Annotated in this window: 19 protein-coding genes; 3 read left to right on the forward strand and 16 right to left on the reverse strand. The window is 62.3% G+C overall.

Features of this window, described 5'->3' with window-relative positions:
* Nucleotides 1-136 precede the first annotated feature (136 nt).
* From madM to J1G33_RS03985, 10 genes are all read right to left on the reverse strand, one after another.
* A complete protein-coding gene (gene madM, locus J1G33_RS03940; protein ID WP_032881185.1) occupies nucleotides 137-901 on the reverse strand; it encodes a malonate transporter subunit MadM in 765 nt (254 codons plus the stop codon).
* 5 nt (nucleotides 902-906) lie between these two features.
* Nucleotides 907-1,299, reverse strand: a complete 393-nt coding sequence (madL, locus tag J1G33_RS03945; RefSeq protein WP_032878957.1) for a malonate transporter subunit MadL — start codon at nucleotides 1,297-1,299, stop codon at nucleotides 907-909.
* A 67-nt stretch (nucleotides 1,300-1,366) separates the two neighbouring features.
* Nucleotides 1,367-2,266, reverse strand: coding sequence for a malonate decarboxylase subunit epsilon (mdcH, locus tag J1G33_RS03950; RefSeq protein WP_032878955.1), 900 nt, complete (start codon nucleotides 2,264-2,266; stop codon nucleotides 1,367-1,369).
* Nucleotides 2,263-2,859 carry a malonate decarboxylase holo-ACP synthase gene (locus tag J1G33_RS03955; protein ID WP_223017725.1) on the reverse strand — a complete coding sequence of 199 codons (597 nt, stop codon included), beginning with the start codon at nucleotides 2,857-2,859 and terminating at the stop codon, nucleotides 2,263-2,265. The genes mdcH and J1G33_RS03955 overlap by 4 nt, the downstream gene beginning before the upstream one ends.
* A complete protein-coding gene (gene mdcE / locus J1G33_RS03960; RefSeq protein ID WP_223017726.1) occupies nucleotides 2,853-3,623 on the reverse strand; it encodes a biotin-independent malonate decarboxylase subunit gamma in 771 nt (256 codons plus the stop codon). The genes J1G33_RS03955 and mdcE overlap by 7 nt, the downstream gene beginning before the upstream one ends.
* A complete protein-coding gene (locus J1G33_RS03965; RefSeq protein ID WP_032878952.1) occupies nucleotides 3,620-4,462 on the reverse strand; it encodes a biotin-independent malonate decarboxylase subunit beta in 843 nt (280 codons plus the stop codon). Before J1G33_RS03965 ends, mdcE begins: the two co-directional genes overlap by 4 nt.
* Nucleotides 4,455-4,754, reverse strand: a complete 300-nt coding sequence (locus J1G33_RS03970) for a malonate decarboxylase subunit delta (RefSeq protein WP_025857695.1) — start codon at nucleotides 4,752-4,754, stop codon at nucleotides 4,455-4,457. The genes J1G33_RS03965 and J1G33_RS03970 overlap by 8 nt, the downstream gene beginning before the upstream one ends.
* On the reverse strand, nucleotides 4,754-5,587 hold the full coding sequence (locus tag J1G33_RS03975) for a triphosphoribosyl-dephospho-CoA synthase (protein WP_032878950.1): 834 nt from the start codon (nucleotides 5,585-5,587) through the stop codon (nucleotides 4,754-4,756). The genes J1G33_RS03970 and J1G33_RS03975 overlap by 1 nt, the downstream gene beginning before the upstream one ends.
* Nucleotides 5,588-7,258, reverse strand: coding sequence for a malonate decarboxylase subunit alpha (mdcA, locus tag J1G33_RS03980; RefSeq protein WP_223017727.1), 1,671 nt, complete (start codon nucleotides 7,256-7,258; stop codon nucleotides 5,588-5,590).
* 252 nt (nucleotides 7,259-7,510) lie between these two features.
* Nucleotides 7,511-7,765 carry a DUF6124 family protein gene (locus tag J1G33_RS03985; RefSeq protein ID WP_103734239.1) on the reverse strand — a complete coding sequence of 85 codons (255 nt, stop codon included), beginning with the start codon at nucleotides 7,763-7,765 and terminating at the stop codon, nucleotides 7,511-7,513.
* A 435-nt stretch (nucleotides 7,766-8,200) separates the two neighbouring features.
* On the opposite strand from J1G33_RS03985, the gene J1G33_RS03990 reads away from it, so the two are divergent.
* Nucleotides 8,201-8,488 carry a HigA family addiction module antitoxin gene (locus J1G33_RS03990; protein WP_103734238.1) on the forward strand — a complete coding sequence of 96 codons (288 nt, stop codon included), beginning with the start codon at nucleotides 8,201-8,203 and terminating at the stop codon, nucleotides 8,486-8,488.
* A 135-nt stretch (nucleotides 8,489-8,623) separates the two neighbouring features.
* Here J1G33_RS03990 and J1G33_RS03995 read toward each other — a convergent pair whose 3' ends face one another.
* The 6 genes from J1G33_RS03995 to pilG all read right to left on the reverse strand — a co-directional run bounded on the left by J1G33_RS03995 (nucleotide 8,624) and on the right by pilG (nucleotide 18,471).
* Nucleotides 8,624-9,079 (reverse strand): chemotaxis protein CheW, encoded by a 456-nt coding sequence (locus J1G33_RS03995; RefSeq protein WP_005792246.1) that lies wholly within the window; start codon nucleotides 9,077-9,079, stop codon nucleotides 8,624-8,626.
* Nucleotides 9,072-14,891: an Hpt domain-containing protein gene (locus tag J1G33_RS04000; protein WP_223017728.1), complete on the reverse strand. Its 5,820-nt coding sequence runs from the start codon at nucleotides 14,889-14,891 to the stop codon at nucleotides 9,072-9,074. The genes J1G33_RS03995 and J1G33_RS04000 overlap by 8 nt, the downstream gene beginning before the upstream one ends.
* Before the next feature lie 175 nt (nucleotides 14,892-15,066).
* Nucleotides 15,067-17,118, reverse strand: a complete 2,052-nt coding sequence (locus J1G33_RS04005; RefSeq protein WP_032878941.1) for a methyl-accepting chemotaxis protein — start codon at nucleotides 17,116-17,118, stop codon at nucleotides 15,067-15,069.
* On the reverse strand, nucleotides 17,115-17,639 hold the full coding sequence (locus J1G33_RS04010; RefSeq protein ID WP_032878938.1) for a chemotaxis protein CheW: 525 nt from the start codon (nucleotides 17,637-17,639) through the stop codon (nucleotides 17,115-17,117). Before J1G33_RS04010 ends, J1G33_RS04005 begins: the two co-directional genes overlap by 4 nt.
* A gap of 12 nt (nucleotides 17,640-17,651) precedes the next feature.
* Nucleotides 17,652-18,017, reverse strand: a complete 366-nt coding sequence (gene pilH / locus J1G33_RS04015; RefSeq protein WP_003234583.1) for a twitching motility response regulator PilH — start codon at nucleotides 18,015-18,017, stop codon at nucleotides 17,652-17,654.
* A gap of 46 nt (nucleotides 18,018-18,063) precedes the next feature.
* A complete protein-coding gene (pilG, locus tag J1G33_RS04020) occupies nucleotides 18,064-18,471 on the reverse strand; it encodes a twitching motility response regulator PilG (RefSeq protein ID WP_005792254.1) in 408 nt (135 codons plus the stop codon).
* A 239-nt stretch (nucleotides 18,472-18,710) separates the two neighbouring features.
* On the opposite strand from pilG, the gene gshB reads away from it, so the two are divergent.
* On the forward strand, nucleotides 18,711-19,664 hold the full coding sequence (gene gshB / locus J1G33_RS04025; RefSeq protein ID WP_005792255.1) for a glutathione synthase: 954 nt from the start codon (nucleotides 18,711-18,713) through the stop codon (nucleotides 19,662-19,664).
* A gap of 77 nt (nucleotides 19,665-19,741) precedes the next feature.
* Nucleotides 19,742-20,647 carry an energy transducer TonB gene (locus J1G33_RS04030; protein ID WP_148854561.1) on the forward strand — a complete coding sequence of 302 codons (906 nt, stop codon included), beginning with the start codon at nucleotides 19,742-19,744 and terminating at the stop codon, nucleotides 20,645-20,647.
* Nucleotides 20,648-20,686 lie beyond the last annotated feature (39 nt).

Below are 20,686 nucleotides of genomic sequence, written 5' to 3' on the forward strand. Positions count from 1 at the left end.
GCAAGTCGAATCGTCGCACCGCCCCTCCCACACTTGACCGCATTCCAACCTGAGAATGCGGTCAAAATGTGGGAGGGGCGGTGCGACGATTCGACTTGCCCCCGATTGCGCCAGACCAGACAGCGAAAATCCCCAGTCAGCCCACCAACCCCCTCATCACCAAAAACAACAACGACGGCCCCAACAAACACCCCAGCGCTGTATAGAACGCCGCGGTCAAACACCCATAAGGCACCAACTTCGGATCAGTCGCCGCCAACCCGCCCGCCACGCCGCTGGAAGTGCCCATCAAGCCACCGAAGATCACCGCACTACGTGGATTGTTCAGCCCGATCAGCGGGGCCACGAACGGTGTCATTACCATCACCAAAATAGCCTTGATCAACCCTGCGGCAATCGACAGCGCCATCACCTCGGAACTGGCCCCAATCGCCGCCCCGGTAACCGGGCCAACGATATAGGTCACGGCACCGGCGCCGATGGTGGTGAGGCTCACCGCATCGGTATAACCAAACGCCATTGCCACCCCTACCCCGGCAACAAACGACGAGCCCACACCGACAAACAGAGCCAGCACGCCGACGTATCCGGCGCGCTTCAACTCATCGACACTCACGCCAAACGCCGTGGCTACAATAGCGAAGTCCCGCAGCATCGCGCCGCCCAACAGGCCAATGCCTGACAACAGTGGAATATCCACCACGCCCTTGGAGCCGCCAGTAAAAGCGCCTCCCACATACGACAACACCAGGCCCAACAGAATGGCAATGGCCGAGCCATGCAGGCGGCCTTTGGTAAAAGTGTCAGAGATCCAGTAGGAAACCCACATGGTCAGGCCGATCACGGCAAAACCACTGATCAATCCGTACCCGGTGATCACTTTCATCATCGATTCGTACATGGCGATCACCCGGCTTCTTTGGTCGGAACAGCTGCAACCGGCTCGCGGTTACCGATACGCACCAGCACCGGTACCAGGGCAAAGCCGAGCACCACGGCGAGGGTCCCGGCCAGAATCGCCATGGGCCCGCCACTGATGGCGCCATACACGTTTTGCTGGGCGGCCATCGCCACCACAATCGGGATATAAATCGCAGCCCAGAAGCTCACGCCCTGCTCCGACTTGCCGGTAAACAAGCCACGCTTGCCGAGGTAACTGCCCAGGCCAATCAGCAGCAACATGGCGATACCCACCCCGCCGACGTTAGCCGGGATACCCATCCATTTGCCCAGCAGTTCACCGACAAACAGGCCGGCCAACGTGCACAGCGCCAGAAACGCCACACCGTAGATAATCATGATTGTTGTCCTCAAAGTGCTCGTTCGAAATTGTTGTTGTTGTGCTTCGAAAGCCTTGGGTGTTGCTTTATCGGTGGCGGCGCTCCTCCTCTTGCAGCAGGGCCTGCAAGGTGTCCAGGCGTGCGCCTTCGCAGGCGATCACCGTGCCTTGTTCGAACACGCGGCGTGACAGACCAGTGAGCACCGCGCCCGGGGGCAGTTCGATTTGCAGGCGTACGCCACGCTCGTAGGCGCCTTGCACGGTGCCGCGCCAGTCGACGACGCGGCACATGTTGAAGGCCAGGTCATCGCGCAGTTGCTCAGGGTTGTGGATAGGTCGCGCGCGGGTGCTGCTCAGGTAGGTGATGCGCGGCGCCTTGAGTGGGACGAACGCTTGGGCAAGCACCTTGGCCGGCGCTTCCAGCAGCGCACAGTGGGACGGCACGCTCACTGCCAGACGCTTGGCGACGCCGTTGCCTTTGATGCGCTCGGCGACACGCTGCATCGCTTCATTGCTGCCGGCGATCACGGTCTGGTTGTCGGCGTTGATATTGGCCAGATACACCGGAGTTGCGGCGCTGTGGATATCTGCCAGCAAGGCTTCAACCGTGGATAAATCGGGGCCGATCAGGGCGGTCATGCCGTAGCCTTGTGGATAAGCCTGTTGCATCAGCTCGCCACGCAGGCTGACCAGTTTCAGCGCATCGGCGAAGTCCAGGGCGCCGGCGATGACGGCGGCCGGGTAGGCGCCGATGGACAGGCCCGCCACGTAGTCAGGCGTATGGTGCAACTGCTGGGCATGGGCAACGCCGACGATCAGCAGGCACAGTTGCACCGCACGCGTGCTCGCCAAGGCTTGCGCCGAATCGAGCCGACGAACATCTTCACCCAAGGCATCACTGGCTTCTTCCAGAACCTGGGCCGATAGCGCCTGGAGCATGCCCACGCGCTGGGCACCCTGCCCCGGAAACACCAACAAGCTGCTCATGCCACGGCCTGCCAGGGGTCAAGTACAAGGTGCGCGCCGCCAGTGGTTTTGAGCAGTACGCGGCGTGAGCCTGTGGCCCATTCGCGCAAGGCAACAGCGCCAAACGGGGTTTGCAGTTGCAGGTCCACGGCGCATGGCGCGGCATCCAGTTTCTCCAGTAACGCCCGCGCTGCGTTGCGCTCAAGCGGTTCGGGGGTGCGCAGGATCAAATCCAGATCACTCATGGCATGCAACGCTTCGACGCCGCTCGCCAATTCAAATCCGGCGCTGCCGCTGACGCCCCAGTGATACTGCGCCAACACTGGCCGCAGTTGATCGAGCGCCCGCAGCGCCGGTAAATCCCGTGGCGAGATCACCTGGCGCAAGTCTTCGGGCGCCACGCGCCGTTGCACCGCAGCAACAGGCATCACCGCCCCATAACGCTGCTCACGCAGACGCCCACGTACGCCAACCGCCACTTGACCTGCTTCGGTAATGGCGCGCCGCACCACTACTGGATGGCCGGCGCTCAGCGCGTCCCGCGCCCAGGCCGGAGCATCCGCAGGCAGGTGCGCCGGGGTCATGCCCCAGAGCAAGTCATGGGCGTTCACCATTGTTCCCGCAGCAGTTGGCGTACATGGCTTGAGGCGGTGCGATTAGTCGCACCGAGACGTCCTTTTAAATCGGGTTGCACGACATCTTTGATCGCCTGCACCAGGCAATCGCTGACCCGCGCCACATCGTCCGTTGTCGGCTGTTCAATCTGGCTCACCGACAAGGTCTCCCAGAGCAAACCCAGGCTGGCATAACTGTCGATGTCATAGGCCATCGGCGGCACACTGGCGGCCAGGGCTTCGAGTTCTTCGACGCTGCGCAGGGTCACCCGTGCGGCCGAAGCCTTGCCCATGGCGTGCACCATTACCCCAGGGTCGCGCAGGGCGATCAAGCGGTTGGCCTGGTAACCGTGGGCCAGAAACGCACCGGACATGGCCTTGCCCACCAGCAACGCAATGACCGGGTGCCCGGCCAGGCGTGCGCGGGCGTAGCTGTCGGCAGCGGCGGCCAGGGCCTGGTGGATGCCGAGGGCTTCTTCACGGCGACCATAGGCTTGGCTGGGCACATCGACGATGGCGATGATGGGGCGTTTGTCACCCGTCACGATGGCTTCATCGACGGCCTTGGCTAGCCCCCAACCTTCCAGCAACCCGACTTCGCCATTGCGCGCACGCGGGAAGCGGTTATTCGGGTCGGTGACCACGGCGATAAAGCGCACCGCCTGTTCACCCAATACGCCGTCTGCGACTTTCAATGAGTCCGGCAAGCCCTCTACGGGTGCTGCGCCAGCGCTCAATGCATTGAACCACTGTAACCCTCTCATGGGCGTTCTCCCTGATACAGAGCGCGAACCGTCGCGGGCTCGATTTGCGCCGCTGTGTCGAGTTCGGCCAGCCGCGCCAGGTAGAAATCAGCGCGCCGGCTGCGGGGTTGTTCGGGCGCCCCGTGTTGCAACAGCGCGCTCACGGTCTGCTGGATCTGCACCACATCGTCCGCCACGTAACGGTCGGCCAAGCCACTGTTAAAACGTTGTTCGCCGCCCGTAAGGCTCCAGATGAAAGGCCGGTCGCGGGAGTCGTATTCTTCCAGGCCGGCCTCCTGCTCGATCACTTGCGGGCCATTCAAACCCAGGCGCGCTTCGCGGGTGACCACCAGGTAACTGCACAGTCCGGCAGCGATGGACATACCGCCAAAACAACCGACACTGCCCGCCACCACACCGACCACCGGCTGGTACTGGCGCAGGTCGACAATCGCAGCATGGATATCAGCAATCGCGGCCAGCCCCAGATTGGCTTCCTGCAAGCGCACCCCACCGGTCTCCAGCAGCAGCACGGCGCGGGTCGGGATGCCGTTGCGGTTGTCTTCGGCAGCCAGTTCCAGTGCCCCCGCGATTTTTGCGCCACCGACTTCACCGAGGCTGCCGCCTTGGAAATTGCCCTCGATAGCGGCGACCACTACCGGCAAACCGCCGATGCTGCCCTTGGCAATCACCACACCGTCATCGGCCTGGGGCACCACGCCCTGGCGGCTGAGCCACGGCGACATGACCCGTTGGAACGGGTCGATCAGTTCACGATAAGTGCCAGCATCCAACAACGCCTTGGCGCGCTGCCGCGCACCGAGTTCGACGAAGCTGTGTTTGTTGAGCAAATCAGTCATGGCCGACCTCCTCGAAACCTTGCTCCAGGCGCAAACGCACCACGCCGGGGGTGGCGCCGAAATCGTGGATATCGATGTTCAAGGCAGGTGGCGTCTGCTCCTGGAAGATGCGTTCGAACAGGTGCTGCCAACGTTGCTCGGCGCCGTTGACCGAGGTCTGCACTTGGATGGTCAGCGTGCCGGGAGTGCCCGGCTCCAGCAGCACTTCGAGGTCGCCCGAACCGACGCAACCCACCAGCGCGCGGCCTTTTGGCGGCTGGCCCGCGGGGAATTCAAAGGATAAGGTTTCCATCACAACGCTCCGTCGAGGCGGTCGATAAACAGGCAGGCGGCGAGCAAGTCGGCAGCGCCGCCAGGGGAGGCATTCAGGGCCAGGAGTTGCTGGTCCAGTGCGTGCAGTTGGCGACGGCCCGCGAGGGTTGCGCTACCGCCAGCGTCGAGCACGGCCTGGGCGCCTTGCTGCATGGCTTGGAGGCCTTCAGTGCCGGCGCGGTAGAGCACGCAGGTGTCGGCCAGCTCGGTCATGATCGCGAGCAAGGCATCCAGGCGGGCATTCTGCTCACCGGCGTTTTGCCCGCGGCTTTTATGCAGTTGCGGCAGGCCGCGTTGCATCACAGCGGGGAAGCCCAGTTGCGCTTCTTCACGGGCACCGCGTGCGCCGTAGCGCTGGGCGACCTGTGCGCCGTGGCTTAGTGGTTGCGGCGCGAAGCGGTCTTCGAGCAGAGCTAGTTTGGCCGCGGTCAGGGTTACGGCGCGTGGTTGCAGGGCCGCTGCTGCGGTGAGCAAACCAAGAGCCCAGATTGCGCCGCGATGGGTATTTACGCCGTGGGTGGTGATGAGCATCGCTTGTTCGCCTTCGCGACCTATACGGCCGAGCGCTTCACGCAGGGGTACACCGACTTCACCAAATTCAAGGGCGGCCTCGGCCATTTCCTTGAACATCGGCCACAACGACAGCGCCGAGGCGTGCATCAGGCCCAGGTGCAAATCGCTGTGGGCGCCGTTGCCGCGCCGGTCAACCAAGGCGGGTTTAGGCGACAAATCCGCTTCATCGATCAGCGCGTCGACGGCCATATCCGCCAGGCGATCGGCCAGGCTCAATTCATGCTGTTTTAGAGCGCGCATTTACCAGCTCCTGAATTTGGCGGGCGGGTTGTACAAGCCACCGGACCACTCCACCAGATCGGCTACGCTCTTGGCAGCCAGCAACTCGCGGGTGGCGTCGGTGCGGCGGATACCCAAGTCTTCGGGCAAGGCGATCAAGCCTTCGCGACGCATACGGGCGGTGTCCTTGGGGTTATGGCGCATACCGATTGCCGTCACCCCGGCGACGGCAGCGATCATTGCCTGGCGCTCTTCCAGGGAGCGCGCCTTGTAGAGGTAGGCGATGCCTTCTTCGGTGAGCAAGTGGGTAACGTCGTCGCCGTAGATCATGATCGGCGCCAGGGGCATGCCGCTTTTGCGGGCCACTTCTACTGCGTCGAGGGTGTCGACAAAGGTCGGTTTGCCGCCCTCCTGGAAGGTCTCGACCATTTGCACCACAAGTTTTTTGCCGCGCTCAAGCAAGGCCTCGGGCGCATCGTCATGGCGCATATCCAGCCAGGCCGGTGTGCCGTGCCGACGACCACGTGGGTCGTGGCCCATGTTCGGCGCGCCACCGAAACCGGCAAGGCGGCCACGGGTCACGGTGCTGGAATGCCCGTCGCCATCCACTTGCAGGGTGGCGCCGATAAACAGGTCCACCGCGTACTGGCCGGCGAGTTGGCAGAACATGCGGTTGGAGCGCATCGAGCCGTCGCGGCCGGTGAAGAACACATCCGGGCGGGCGGCGATGTAGTTTTCCATGCCCAGCTCGGTGCCGAAGCAATGCACGCTCTCGACCCAACCGCTTTCAATCGCCGGGATCAACGTGGGGTGTGGGTTGAGGGTCCAGTTGCGGCAGATCTTGCCCTTCAGACCCAGGGATTCGCCGTAGGTGGGCAGGATCAATTCGATGGCGGCGGTGTTGAAGCCGATGCCATGGTTGAGCGACTGCACATTGTGTTTTTCGTAGATGCCACGGATCGCCATCATCGCCATCAACACATGCACCGGCTTAATATGGCGCGGGTCGCGGGTGAACAGCGGTTCGATGTAGAAAGGCTTGTCGGCCACCACCACGAAATCCACCCAGCTTGCGGGGATGTCCACACGGGGCAAGTCGGTGACGTCGTCCACCAACTGGTTGACCTGCACAATGACGATGCCATCGCTGAACGCGGCGGGTTCGATCAGCGCCGGGGTGTCTTCGGTGCTGGCGCCGGTGTAGATATTGCCGGCGCGGTCGGCCATGAAGCCGGCCGAGAGCACCACGTTGGGGATCAGGTCCACCACCAGGCGCGCATAGAGTTCGATGTAGGTATGGATCGCGCCGATTTCCAGCAGGCCGTCTTCCAGCAACTGGCTGATGCGCAGGGATTGAGTGCCGGCGAAGGAAAAGTCGAGCTTGCGGGCGATGCCCTTTTCAAACAGGTCCAGGTGCTCGGCGCGCCCGACACTGGGCATGATCATGTGCAAATCGTGGAGCTTGGCCGGGTTGGCCTTGGCCAGGGAGCGCGAGAGGAAGTCGGCCTGCTTCTGGTTGTTGCCTTCCAGTACCACGCGGTCGCCGGGGAGGATCAGCGCTTCAAGCGCCTCGACGATCTTGTCACTGGGCAGCACCGCCCCTTCTGCATACTGTTTGACCAGCCCGAGCCGCCGCTGCTTCTCGTCGCGCCGCCGCGTCCAGCGCGAGTCGGGGGTGATGGTTGTTGTCATGGTCGCTCCACGGGGTTTGCTGTCGTGGGGCTGTACCTTAGGAGTGAATTTAGGTGCTATCAATCAAGCTCAGCGGCAGACCGTTACGCCTGGAGTAACGAAGCTAAAAATGTGGGAGGGGGCTTGCTCCCGATTGCGGTGGGTCAGCAATAAGTTTGTCAACTGACACACCGCTATCGGGAGCAAGCCCCCTCCCACATTTGCTCAGTGTTGCTTGTTAGATATCGGTCCCAAACAAGGACCGATCAGTCCCTATTTGGGACCGTTTGAAAATTCCGGCGAATGGCTGATTTGCTCAAGTGCCCTATCGACCAACAACTGACCAAACTCTGCCATTTGCTGAATCCCGAGCATGATGGCGCGCTGGGAAGTGTCCAGGTCAAAGGCCAGGTTGCAGGTGAGTGCGTTGAGGGAGGACAGGGTTTCACTGGCGTTGACCAGCAGGGTTTCGGTGGTTTGGTGGGGGTTGACGGTGAAAAGGGGTGGATTGGGGGTAGGTTTGATCATGATTTACAGCTCCGATATGTGATGGAAGCTGCCCTCTTCCGCTTGCACGCGAATCAAGGTGGCAGCTGTGCGCAGGTGTGCAAGACCGGGCATATCGGACCCCGGCAGACTCCGAAGAGTCTCCCACGCACAGCCGCCATAACGAGTACAGCAGGCATAAAAAACGCCCGTTGAATGGCTATGGGCGTTGGTGCGCCGACATGTAACCGGACTTGCACGTCCGTGTCACCGTTTTTTGCGATGACGGGACGAAGACTAGGCGTGCGGACCTCTCACCACAAGTTCATGCGCGGCCCAAAATCTTGCAGGAAAAATCCGAAGCCTTTTATGTCGAAGGGCGCGCAGGAAGTTTCATACAGCGTTTTGGGGTTGTTGCTTGGAACTGGTCCTTCTAGCCTTCGCGGTTGAATGCCCATAGTCGAAGGACGTACCAACATGCCGATGCACAACCCAACTCACCCAGGTGAAATTTTACTTGAGGACGTTATCCCAGCCTTGGGCATCACCATTACCGAGATGGCGCGACGTCTTGGCTTCGCCCGCGAGACTTTTTCAAGGATCTTGCATGGCCACGCCCCGGTCAGCCCGGACCTTGCCGTTCGGTTGGAACGGGCTGGCGTGAGTAAAGCCCAGTTATGGTTGTCGATGCAAAGTGCCTACGACTTATGGCAGGCCGAGCATCGGGAGCAACCGGTAATTGAGCGGTTTGCGCGGATTGATTGAGATCTTGGGCCAAGCACAATTCAGTGTGGGAGCTGGCTTGCCTGCGATAGCGGTCTGTCAAATACAGATGTATTGCTGACCCACCGCTATCGCAGGCAAGCCAGCTCCCACATTGGAATTTCACAAGGCTTATATTCAGGCCAGGCCGGACTCAACCAACAGCGCCTCCAACCCCATCAAATCCGGCACCTTCGCCACCTGCTCCCCTACCTGCACTGCCGCCAGTTCCAGCGGGCACAGCGGCACATCCACATAGCTCAACTCGCTATCGAGTTTGTACGAGCGGGGAATGCCCTGAATAACCAGCGCAATGAATTTCAACGTGGGCCTGCCCCCCAACGCATTCAACACCACGATCCGCGAGCGTTCGCCGGTCACGCTGGCTTCACCGCACACGGCTTCAAAGCTGATCAAGGGGATTTGCCGATCACGCCAGGTCACTTGCCGCAGGTACCACGGCGGTGCATCGCTGGCCGGTTCGCCGCGCTGGAAGTCGATCAGCTCTGCGATGGCCACGTTGGGCAGCACCAGGTGGCGGTCGGCCAGGGGCAGCAGCAGGCCGGTGAGTTGGCTGGCGCGGTGGTCAAGCATGGGACTTGCTCCAGTAGGCGATGCTTTCCAGCAGCACCGACTCTTGGTACGGCTTGCCGAGGTAGTCGTTGACGCCAATGGCCATGGCGCGGTCGCGGTGTTTCTGGCCGGTGCGCGAGGTGATCATGATGATCGGCAGGCGCATCAGGCGCGGGTCATTGCGTATCTGGATGGCCACTTCGAAGCCGTCCATGCGCGGCATTTCGATGTCGAGCAGCATCAGGTCCGGGGTGTGTTCTTCAAGCACCGCGAGGGCATCAATGCCGTCCTTGGCGGTAAGCACGTTCATTCCATTGCGCTCCAGCAGGCGGCTGGTGACTTTGCGCACGGTGACCGAGTCGTCCACCACCAGTACCAGCAGCGGGCGTTTTTTCAGCGGGTCGTTGAGGACCAGCGGCACATCCACTGCCTGGGCCGGCAAGGCCGGTTGGCGGGCGCGGATATGCGCCAGCAGGTCGATGATCAACACCACGCGGCCATCACCGAGGATGGTCGCACCGGGCACGCCCTGTACCCCGGCAAACTGTGGCCCCAGGCCCTTGACCACGATTTCGCGCGTGCCGGCCATGGCGTCTACATGCACCGCTACGCGCCGTTCATTGCAGTGCACCAGCAACACCGGCAGCGGCTGGTACTGACCGAGCAGTTTCGGGCGGCTGACGGTGTGCAGCAAATCACCCAGGTAAAACAACTCGTAGCGCTGGCCGGCGTATTCATAATGCGGCGGGTCTTGCTGGTAGTGCCCGGCCAGTTCGTGGGGCAGTACGCGCACCAGGCCTTCGAGGGTGTTGAGGGGAATCGCGTATTGGTCGTCTGCGCATTGCACCATCAGCGCACGATTGACCGACACGGTAAACGGCAGGCGAATACGAAAGTGCACGCCCACGCCTGGGGTCGAGTCGATCACCATCGAGCCGCCGAGCTGACGCACTTCTTCGTGCACCACGTCCATGCCCACGCCACGCCCGGAGATCTGGGTGATTTTTTCTGCCGTGGAAAAGCCCGGTTGCAGGATGAACTGCAGCACGTCGCGGTCGCTGATGGTTTGATCCGGGCCGAGCAGGCCGCGTTTGATCGCCTTGCGCCGCACCGCTTCAAGGGGCACGCCGGCGCCGTCATCGCGCATGTCGAAGACGATGTCGCCGCCTTCGTGGGTCAGGTCCAGGGTAATGCGCCCCTTTTCCGGCTTGCCCCCCTGCAACCGCACCTCGCGCGACTCCAGGCCGTGGTCGACGGCATTGCGCAGCATATGTTCCAGTGGCGCCGCCATGCGTTCGAGCACGTTGCGGTCCATCTCGCCTTCGGCATTGCCGACGATGAACTCCACGTCCTTGCCCAGCTCCTGCGCCACTTGGCGCACGATGCGCTTGAGGCGTGGCAACATCCGCTCGAAAGGCACCATGCGCGTGCGCATCAGGCCCTCCTGCAATTCGGTGTTGATACGCGCCTGTTGCTGGAGCAAATCGTGGGCATCCTGATGGCGCTGCTCCAGGGTGTCCTTGAGGTCGAGCAGGTCGGAGGCCGATTCGGACAGCGCGCGGGACAGCTGCTGCAACTGCGAATGGCGATCCATTTCCAGTGGGTCAAACTCTTCGTAGCCCAGGCGTTCGGCCTCGGCCTGCTGACGACTGAGCAGGCGCCCCTGGGTTTCGCTGTCGAGCCGGCGCAATTGATCGCGCATCCGCTCGATGGTGGTTTGCACTTCATTCAATGCAATGCGCGCATCGTTGACTTGCTGCTCGATACGGCCACGGAAAATAGAGGTTTCACCGGCGAGGTTAACCAAGTCGTCGAGCAGTTCGGCGGAGATTTTCACCATGTCGGCAGCGGGGTCGACCGTCGCTTCAGCCTTGCCCGCAGGCAACGCTACGGGCACCACCGGCTCTACACTGGGGTGCACCAGGCTTTTGATGCGCTCGATAAGTTTGTCCACCGCCCCCACCGGCAGCCCATCCGCTACGGCATCGACCATCTGTGCCAAACGATCATGGCAACCTTGCAGCAGCGCAAACAGCTCTGGGGTCGGCGCCAGCAACCCGGCGGATAACCCCTCGTAGAGAAACTCCAGCTCATGGGCCAAATCGCCAATCGGCCCGATCTCTACCATGCGCGCCCCGCCCTTGAGGGTGTGCAGGTCACGCAACAGGGTTTCAACTTCCTGGCGGCTGCCCGGCTCGGCCTGCCAGCGCAGCAACGCGCTGCCTGAACTGTCGAGGATATCGGCGGCCTCTTCGAGGAAGATATCCAGCAATTCAGGGTCTGCACCCGAGGCCGGCGCCGCCGCAGCCGGAGTCGCCGGCGCGCTGTTCTGGCGCAGCTCGCGCAGTTTGGCGATCAGCTCGGCAGCATCGCTCAAAGGCTGCTGCTGTTGCAGTTCTTCCAGTTGCAAGGCCAACCGTTCGTGGCTGGCCATCAGCACCTGGGACAGCTCGGGGGTGTAACTGTACCGGCGGTCCACCAGGCCCTCGTACAGGCATTCCAGCTCATGGGCCAAGTCGCCCACCGGGTCGATTTCGGCCATGCGCGCACCGCCCTTGAGGGTGTGCAGGTCCCGTTGCAGTGAGGACAAAGGCGCGGCGCTTTCGGGCTCCAGCAACCAGCGCTTGAGTGACTGCCCGGCACTGTCGAGGATATCTACGGCCTCCTCAAGAAAGATGTCGACAATCTCATCATCCATGGCTGTTTGCTGATCCAACTGCGCAGTGGCAGCGCCCAGTTCCGAAATGCTCAAGGCGTGGCTGCCGTCGCTTTTGATCAGGCCGGTGGCGGACGGGTCCAGCGCGTCATCCAGCAACGCGTGCAGGGCTTGCACCCGCGCAGGCGCCGGGCTGATTTCCTGGCCGGCGGCCAGCTGGTCGAGCATGTTGATCAGCGCCTCATGGGCCTGTTCCGCCTCATGGAAAAACCGCTCGCTGACCGCCAGGCTGCTTTCTTCCACAGCGCCATACAGGTCGAGCAAGGCCTCGCACAACGCGTCGATGGCGTGCAGGTCGGCGATGTGCGCGCCCTCCCCCAAGGTGGTCAGCGCATCCAGCAAGGCGGTCAGTTCCTGGCGTTCGCCGGGATGTTGCTGCCAGCGGCGCAACAGGTTGTCGGCGTCGAGCAGAATGTCCATGCCCTGGGCCAGGAAGTTGGTGATCAGATGCCGATCGCGCTTGATCGGCAGGCCGGGACCAGGGGTTTCGAGCAACGCTGCAAGCTGCTGGTCCAACAGGCTTTGGGTGCGTCTGATCAGATCCGCCGCGCCCTGGATGGGTGCCAGGGGATCGCTGTCCAGGTCGCGCAGGCCACGCTGGAACAGCCCTTGGGCCTCCAGCAGCAACTCCACTTCGTCCAGGTCCAGGGGCAAGCGGTGGGCCTTGTATTCGCGGGTCAGGTGGTCGAGGGGGCGCGCCAGTTCGGCGATGGGCAACACCCCGGCCATGTAGGCACTGCCCTTGAGCGTATGCAGGGCGCGTTGCAGTTCATCACTGACCTGCAACGGCACCTGCTCGGCGGCGTGGTGCAGGAAGTGGTTGAGGCTGTCCAGATGGCTCTGGGCTTCGTTGCGGAAGATCTCCATCAGCATCGGGTCATGGGGCTCGCCAGCGGTTGTTGCCGCGCCACTGGCCAAGGCATGGGCGCGGGCGGCCAGGGCGTCGACCTCGTCGCGCTGGCGTTGGTCGTCGATGGCAAAATCGGCGATCAATTCCGGCAGCACGGCCACGGCCTCATCCAGCACCTGCTGCACCTCGGCGCCAAGGGCGACGCTGCGTTCCAACACGCGGTTAAGCAGGTTTTCCACGGCCCAGGCCAGTTCGGCCAGCACCAGGGCACGGACCATGCGACCGCTGCCCTTCAACGTATGGAAAGCGCGGCGCATTTCGCCCTGGGCGGTTTTGTCCACACTGTTGGGCAGGTTGCGGTGCAGCACGTCGAGGACTTCGTCGGTTTCTTCGAGGAAGACTTCGCGCAGCTCATCGTCAATCGGCTCTTCACCCGCCGGCGGTGGCAACAGGCTGCCGGGGCGTTGCAGAGCCGGAGGATTAAGGCCTGACGTGGGGCTTGCCAGTGCGTCAAATTGGGATTGGCTCGGTGCCTGTTCGGTCGACAGTGCGCCATCGGGCGCGACCAACGCCTGGCGCCAGGGCTTTTCGGCCGGCAGATAACCCAGCGCCGCCAGGCTTTGGGTGGCCCGCTCCAGCACACGCTCGCCAGCGGCGTCAGGGTCCTGGAGCATGCGTTCCAGGTAATACTCCAGGCTGCTGATCACATCGGCGAACTGCTCCAGTTGCACCGGCGAAGGCGCGACATCGCTGATCATCAACTGCTCGTCGACATAATCGGTGCAGCCGCGCATCAGGCTCGCCGCACGCGGCAGGGGGATCATCGCCAGCGCGCCACGCACCTGGCTCAGCAATTGCGGCAAGGATTCCAGGCGCTGGCGGTCCCAATGGGCTTCGATGCAGTCGATCACCAGTTCCTTGGCTTGTTTGAGGCACTGGCAGGATTCAGCAATCACCAACTGATGGATCTGGGTCAGGTCGGTGGTGGGCAGCCGGCTTTCTTCGCGGCTTTGCGGCTCTACCGTGCCGATCATGCCCGCCAGCGTGGCTTCGACGTAGAGCAACGCGCCTGCCACGTCCATCAGCACCGCGTCATTGGGTTCGCGTTGCCCCTGGGCCAGGCTCAGCACGACAGCCAACTGGTCGATGATCACTTTGCGCGGCTGGCCAAAACCCAGTACGGCGAGGGTGTCGGCGATCTGCCGCAGGGGCGCCAGCAGCGCGTCGAGTTCGTCGATGTGCTGGCGGTCGCTGCGTACGAACAGATCGAGGCGCTCCTTGACCCGCACCAACTCCTCACACAAGGCACCGAGCACCGACCCCATGGCATTGCGGTCCGGCCCGGCCATTCGCGCACGTTCGGCGTCGACCACGGCGCTGTCGGGCAAAGCTTCATCCAGGCCATAGCGCTCTTTAAGGCTTTGCATGCGTGGCGTCGGCCGGGTGACTTTGGCCACGTAAAACAGCAGGCTTTTGAGCAACTCATCCGGCGCAGGCTGATTGATGCCGCCAATGCCCTGGGCCAGCAGGCGCTTGAGTTGCTTGCCGCTGGCCTTGAGCAGGCTGCGCAGCGCCGGGCTGTTGGCGACCACGCCGGTCAACATGCCCTCGACCAGCGCCGAGGCCACCTGCCACAACGGTAACAACGGCGCGCCCTGGCACAACGTCTCAAGGCGTGCGAACACTCGCGCCATGTCTTCCAGGTTGCTCGGGCCGTGGTCTTCACGCAGCAACCCGGCGAGGGCTTGTTGCAGCAGGGGATGCCATTGGCGCAACTGCTCATGCAACTGCGGCGTTGCTCGTTGGGCCAGTGTTTCATCAGGCAGCGGCGCGATCGACAGCAGTTGCGGGCTGAACAGGCTGGTTTCCGACAGCAGGCTTTCACCCCGCGCAGTGCGCAGGTCGTTGAGCAGCGGCAGTACCACCAGCGGCAGGTCGCGGCGGGCGCTGTGTACGCGGTCCAGGTACAGCGGCAACTGGCCGAGGGCTTGTTGCAGCAGGCGGATGCTTTCTTCGCGCTGGCTGACGCGAGCGGTCTGGAGCGCCAGGGCCAGTTCCTCGATCTCTTCGGCCAACAGCGCCGCGCCGTAGAACTCGACCATTTGCAGCGCGCCATGCACCTGGTGGATCCCGGCCAGGCAATTGTCGAGGGTGTCGCCGTCGCCGGTTTCAACGTAAGCGTCCAGCGCCGAACGGGCCTGTTTCAGGGTTTCGGCAATGTCGCCCTTGACCCATTCGAGGGCCACGTAGTCGTGCCGATCAACCATAACTGCTCCGCTTAGAATTCGTGGGTTGCTGGTATCTCACAAACAATGGAGATCCAATGTGGGAGCTGGCTTGCCTGCGATAGCGGTGGGTCAGCAATACATCTGTATTTGACAGACCGCTATCGCAGGCAAGCCAGCTCCCACAATTGGACTGTGGCGTTCTTCAGGTCGTATTTCAATCGTCCACCTGTTTGGGTGGCGGCAAGGTGAAACCCGACACCGACCTGCGCAACTGACTGGCCATCTTCGCCAGGTTACCAATGCTCTCGGCGGTCGCGGTCGACCCCGACGACGTCTGGGTGGTGATCTGCTGGATCACATTCATGGTCAGGGAAATCTGCCCGGCCGAAGACGTCTGCTGCTGCGCCGCATTGGAAATGCTCTGGATCAGCGCCGCCAGGGTTTTCGACACGCCTTCGATCTCTTCCAGCGCGACCCCGGCATCCTGGGCCAGGCGTGCGCCGCGCACCACCTCGGTGGTGGTCTGCTCCATGGAGATCACTGCTTCGTTGGTGTCGGCCTGGATCGCCCGCACCAGAGTTTCGATCTGCCGGGTGGCCGCCGACGAGCGCTCGGCCAGGCGTTGCACCTCATCGGCCACCACCGCAAAACCGCGCCCGGCATCGCCTGCCATGCTGGCCTGGATCGCGGCGTTGAGGGCGAGGATATTGGTCTGGTCGGCAATGTCGTCGATCAGGCTGACGATGTCGCCAATTTCCTGGGATGACTCGCCCAGGCGCTTGATGCGCTTGGCGGTGTCCTGGATCTGTTCGCGAATGTTGTCCATGCCATGGATGGTGTTGTGCACCACCTCGTTGCCTTTGTTGGCGATCTCAACCGAGCGCTCTGCCACCGCTGAGGACTCGGCGGCGTTGGCCGATACCTGGTCGATCGACTGCGCCATCTGGTTGATCGCGGTAGACGCTTCGGCAATCTGCTGCGCTTGATGTTCCGACGCCTGGGCCAGGTGCATGGCGGTGGCCTGAGTGTCTTGCACCGCACCGGCGACTTGCCCGGCCGTCAGGTTGATGGTGGCGACCAGGTCACGCAATTGATCCACGGAATAGTTGATCGAATCGGCGATGGTGCCGGTGAAGTCTTCGGTAACCGAGGCGGTGACAGTGAGGTCGCCGTCGGCCAGGTCTTCGATTTCATCCAGCAGGCGCATGATCGCGTTCTGATTGCGCTCGTTCTTCTCGGCGGTTTCACGCAGTTGGCGGTTGGTCTCGCGCACCATCACCAAGCCGATCAGGATGATCGAGGCCAGCGCCAGCAGGCCCAGCAGATAGCCGCCGATGGTGTCGAAACTGCGCCCGCCGGCGAGGTTTTCAAAACCGGTGGCCAGGTGCGAGGCTTCATCGAGCAGGGTTTGCGACAGGTTGAAGATATGGCTCGCCGAAGCCCGCACCTGGAACAACTGCGGCGAGGTTTCGAGGATTTCATCCACGGAGCCTGAGACAAACTCGAACAGCTCGGCAATCTCCACCAGCCGCGTACGGGCGTCAGGGTCTTCGACCTGAGTGATACGCAGCCCGGGGTTGCCGTTGAGCATACCGTTGAGCACCACGCCAAAACGGTTGGCGTCGCGACCGAAGGCATCGGCAGCCTGCACGGCGGTTTCATCGCCCGCAAGCACGGTGTTGACCGCCCCCAGGATCCGTTCGGCCAGCAGCGACTGGCGCTGGGCCAACGCCACCTGGCTGGCCGGGGCGCCGCGTTGCAGCAGGATATCGACGACTTTTTCCGACTCCATTTGCAGTTGCGGCACGGTTTCGGCCAGGGTCGCAGCCACCTGGTGCAGGGACAGAACGGTCTGCTCGCTGGCGAGGATCGCATCGGTGTTTTTCAGCAGCGCTTCCCAGTCGGTCTGCACGGCACGCATTTCGGCGCGCACCGCGCTGGGTGCGGCGGGCAAGCCGGTTTGCGGATCACCCTTTTTCAGGTAGCCCCAGCGCTGGGCAAAATCGTTGCGCGCCTCGCCCAGCAGCTTGAACGCGGCGGCCTTGCCGGCGGCGGCTTCGGTGGCGTTCTTGGCAATGCGCTGGGACAGCACGCGCAGCTCACCGGCGTGGCCGATGTACTGCTTGTCGTAGGTGGACTGGGTGTTGAGGTACGCAAAGTTGGCGAACAGCAACATGATGAACACGATCAAGGCGATAAACAGCACAATGATCTGCGAACGGCTGCGCGAAGCGGCCTGGGGTTTGGGCGTAGTAACGGTGCTCATGCGGCGACATCCATGAAGCCAGGGGCCTGGGCCAAAGCGAAGGGGCTGAAGACTTGCCACTGCGGGTCGCCGTCGAACTGGCCCTGGATAAACGGCGCGCCGGACGCGGTGCTGGCCATCCAGGCATCCAATGGGAAGTGCTGCATACCGACCACTTCGTCTACCAGCAGCCCGACAAACACGTCATTGAACTCCACGACCAGCACCCGCCTTTGCTTGCGCGCCTTGGATAACTCAAGGCCAAGGAAACCGCCCAGGTCCAGCACCGGCAGCAAGCGCCCGCGCAGGTTGGCCACGCCCTTGACCCAGGGTTTGACCCCCGGCATCAAGGTGCAGCGCGGTTCATGCAACACCTCGGCGACCTCGCCCATGGGCGCCACGTACCAGTGTGGCCCCAGGCGAAAGCCGATACCGCTCCAGCGTTGCAGGCGGGTTTCCTGGGACGGCAGGTCGGCGGCCAGCAGGCGGCAACGGCGGTCGATGTCCAGCAGCAGCTCGAAGGCGGTTTGCGACTCGGTCATGATCGCGAGCCTTTAGCCGGCCAGTACCTTGTTCAGGGTGGCGATCAGTGTGTCTTCGTCCACCGGCTTGGTCAGGTAATCCTTGGCGCCCTGGCGTGCACCCCAGATCTTGTCGGTTTCCTGGTCCTTGGTGGTGATGATGATGATCGGAATACCGTTGGTTTCCGGCTCCTTGGACAACTGGCGGGTGGCCTGGAAGCCGTTGAGGCCCGGCATCACGATGTCCATCAACACGGCGTCGGGCTTTTCCTGACGAGCCAGCGCTACGCCGTCCGCGCCGTTTTCGGCTTTCAGGACTTGATGGCCGTGCTTTTCCAGCATGCCGGTCAGTTTGTACATTTCGGTCGGCGAGTCGTCGACGATCAGAACACGTGCCATGGTTTTCCCCACTACATTGGTCGGCGCCGGCCCTTGTGGGGTGGCGTCAGTGTGCTTGTTCTACTGCGGCGAAGGCAGGCACATAGGCCTTGATCGCACCCAGCAGTTCTTCCTTGCTGAAAGGCTTGGTCAAAAATTGATCGACACCCACGATGCGCCCCTTGGCCTTGTCGAACAGGCCATCCCTGGAGGACAACATGATCACCGGGATCGCCTTGAACGCCGGGTTGTTCTTCACCAGGGCGCAGGTCTGGTAGCCATCCAGGCGCGGCATCATGATGTCGACAAAGATAATGTGCGGGTGATGATCCACAATCCGCGCCAGGGCATCGAAACCGTCGATGGCGGTGATGACCTCGCACCCCATGTTCTTCAACAGTGTCTCGGCGGTGCGGCGGATCGTTTTCGAATCGTCGATCACCATCACTCTCAAGGCGTTGGAATGCTGTTCCATATCTGCTCTACCATCGCCACAGCGAATCGGTTTTCGGTGTGTACTGCCTGATGTTGCACAGGATGAGCGCCGCAAGCCTTGGAATTCAAGGGCTGCTACGCCGTGGCAGTCTTTTTAGCACAGTCTCCGGGCGCAATCTATCGAGGCACCCACCCGGTGGTTTTTCCTTGACCCACAACAACCACAGCGCCACTCTGACGCCACTTTTATGCGCCCTAATTTGCTAGAGGAAATCCCCCATGAGCGTTCGCGTCGGCATTGTCATGGACCCAATCGCCAGCATTTCCTATAAAAAGGACAGCTCGCTGGCCATGCTCCTGGCCGCCCAGGCCCGCGGCTGGACGTTGTTCTATATGGAACAGCGCGACCTGTACCAGGGCGACGGCGAGGCGCGGGCGCGGATGCGTCCGTTGCAGGTATTCGCCAACCCCGAGAAATGGTTCGAGCTTTCGGATGAAATCGACAGCCCCCTGAGCGACCTCGATGTGATCCTGATGCGCAAGGATCCGCCGTTCGACATGGAGTTTGTGTACTCCACCTACTTGCTGGAACAGGCCGAACGCGCCGGCGTGTTGATCGTCAACAAGCCGCAGAGCCTGCGCGACTGCAATGAAAAGCTGTTTGCCACCCTGTTCCCGCAGTGCACGCCGCCGACCGTGGTCAGCCGCCGCGCCGATGTACTGCGTGAATTCGCTGCCAAGCATGGCGATGTGATCCTCAAACCGCTGGACGGCATGGGCGGCACTTCGATCTTCCGCCACCGCGCTGGCGACCCGAACCTGTCGGTGATCCTCGAAACCCTGACTGCGCTGGGCACCCAGCAGATCATGGGCCAGGCTTACCTGCCGGCGATCAAGGATGGCGACAAGCGCATCCTGATGATCGACGGCGAGCCGGTGGACTACTGCCTGGCGCGCATCCCGGCAGCGGGCGAGACCCGTGGCAACCTGGCGGCCGGTGGTCGTGGTGAAGCACGGCCGTTGTCGGACAAGGACCGCTGGATCGCCGCTCAAGTTGGCCCGACCCTGCGCGAAAAAGGTCTGCTGTTTGTCGGACTCGACGTAATTGGTGAGAACCTCACGGAAATCAACGTCACCAGCCCTACCTGTATTCGCGAGATCGACAATGCATTTGGCACGAACATCGGCGAAATGCTGATGGCCGCCATTGAGCGCAAGCTACAAGCCAAGTGACATAGAACAGCCGGACACACACCAACATTGCGTTATCATGCGCCACCTGTGAAACGCGCGATGTTGGTTTTCTTGTCATGACACTCCCGTCCGATCTGCCCCCAGAACTCACCCACAGAGGCGTGCGCCCGGCTGATCGGCTCGGATTTACCCTGTTTCTCGCCGCATTGATTCACCTCGCCTTGTTGCTGGGCGTGGGCTTCACCATGGTCGAGCCCAAGCAGATCACCAAGACCCTGGAAATCACCCTCGCTACGTTCAAAAGTGAGAAGAAGCCCGAAAAGGCCGACTTTCTTGCCCAGGACAACCAGCAGGGCAGCGGTACGCTCGACAAGAAAGCCGTGCCCAAGACCACTGAAGTAGCGCCCTTCCAGGACAACAAGGTCAATAAGGTCACCCCGCCGCCGATGCCCAAGCCCGAGGTCAAGCAGGCAACGCCCAAGGCCGCCGTGACCACCGTTGCGCCCAAGCCGCAAAAGGCCCCGACCCAGCGCGAAAAAACCAGGACTGAACCCAAGCCCGAGCCGGTGAAGCCCGCGCCAACCTTCGACAGTTCGACGCTGTCCGACGAAATTTCCAGCCTGGAAGCCGAACTGGCCCACGAACAACAGCTGTATGCCAAGCGCCCGCGCATCTACCGCCTGAACGCCGCGTCGACCATGCGCGACAAAGGCGCCTGGTATAAGGACGAGTGGCGCAAGAAGGTCGAGCGCATCGGCAACCTCAATTACCCGGACGAAGCCCGGCGTCAGCAGATTTATGGCAACTTGCGCTTGCTGGTATCGATCAACCGTGACGGTTCGCTCTATGAAGTGCAGGTGCTGGAGTCCTCCGGCCAACCGCTGCTGGACCAGGCCGCCCAGCGCATCGTGCGCCTGGCCGCGCCTTTTGCGCCGTTCAGCGGCGACTTGAATGACGTGGACCGCCTGGAAATCATCCGCACCTGGAAGTTTGCCAAGGGCGACCGGCTGTCCAGCAACTGACACCGCTCCTACACTTGTCAGTTCGCCCCTCCAACGCCA

The organism is Pseudomonas sp. P867 (assembly GCF_019891455.1).
In the GTDB taxonomy this organism is placed as follows: Bacteria; Pseudomonadota; Gammaproteobacteria; order Pseudomonadales; family Pseudomonadaceae; genus Aquipseudomonas; species Aquipseudomonas synxantha_A.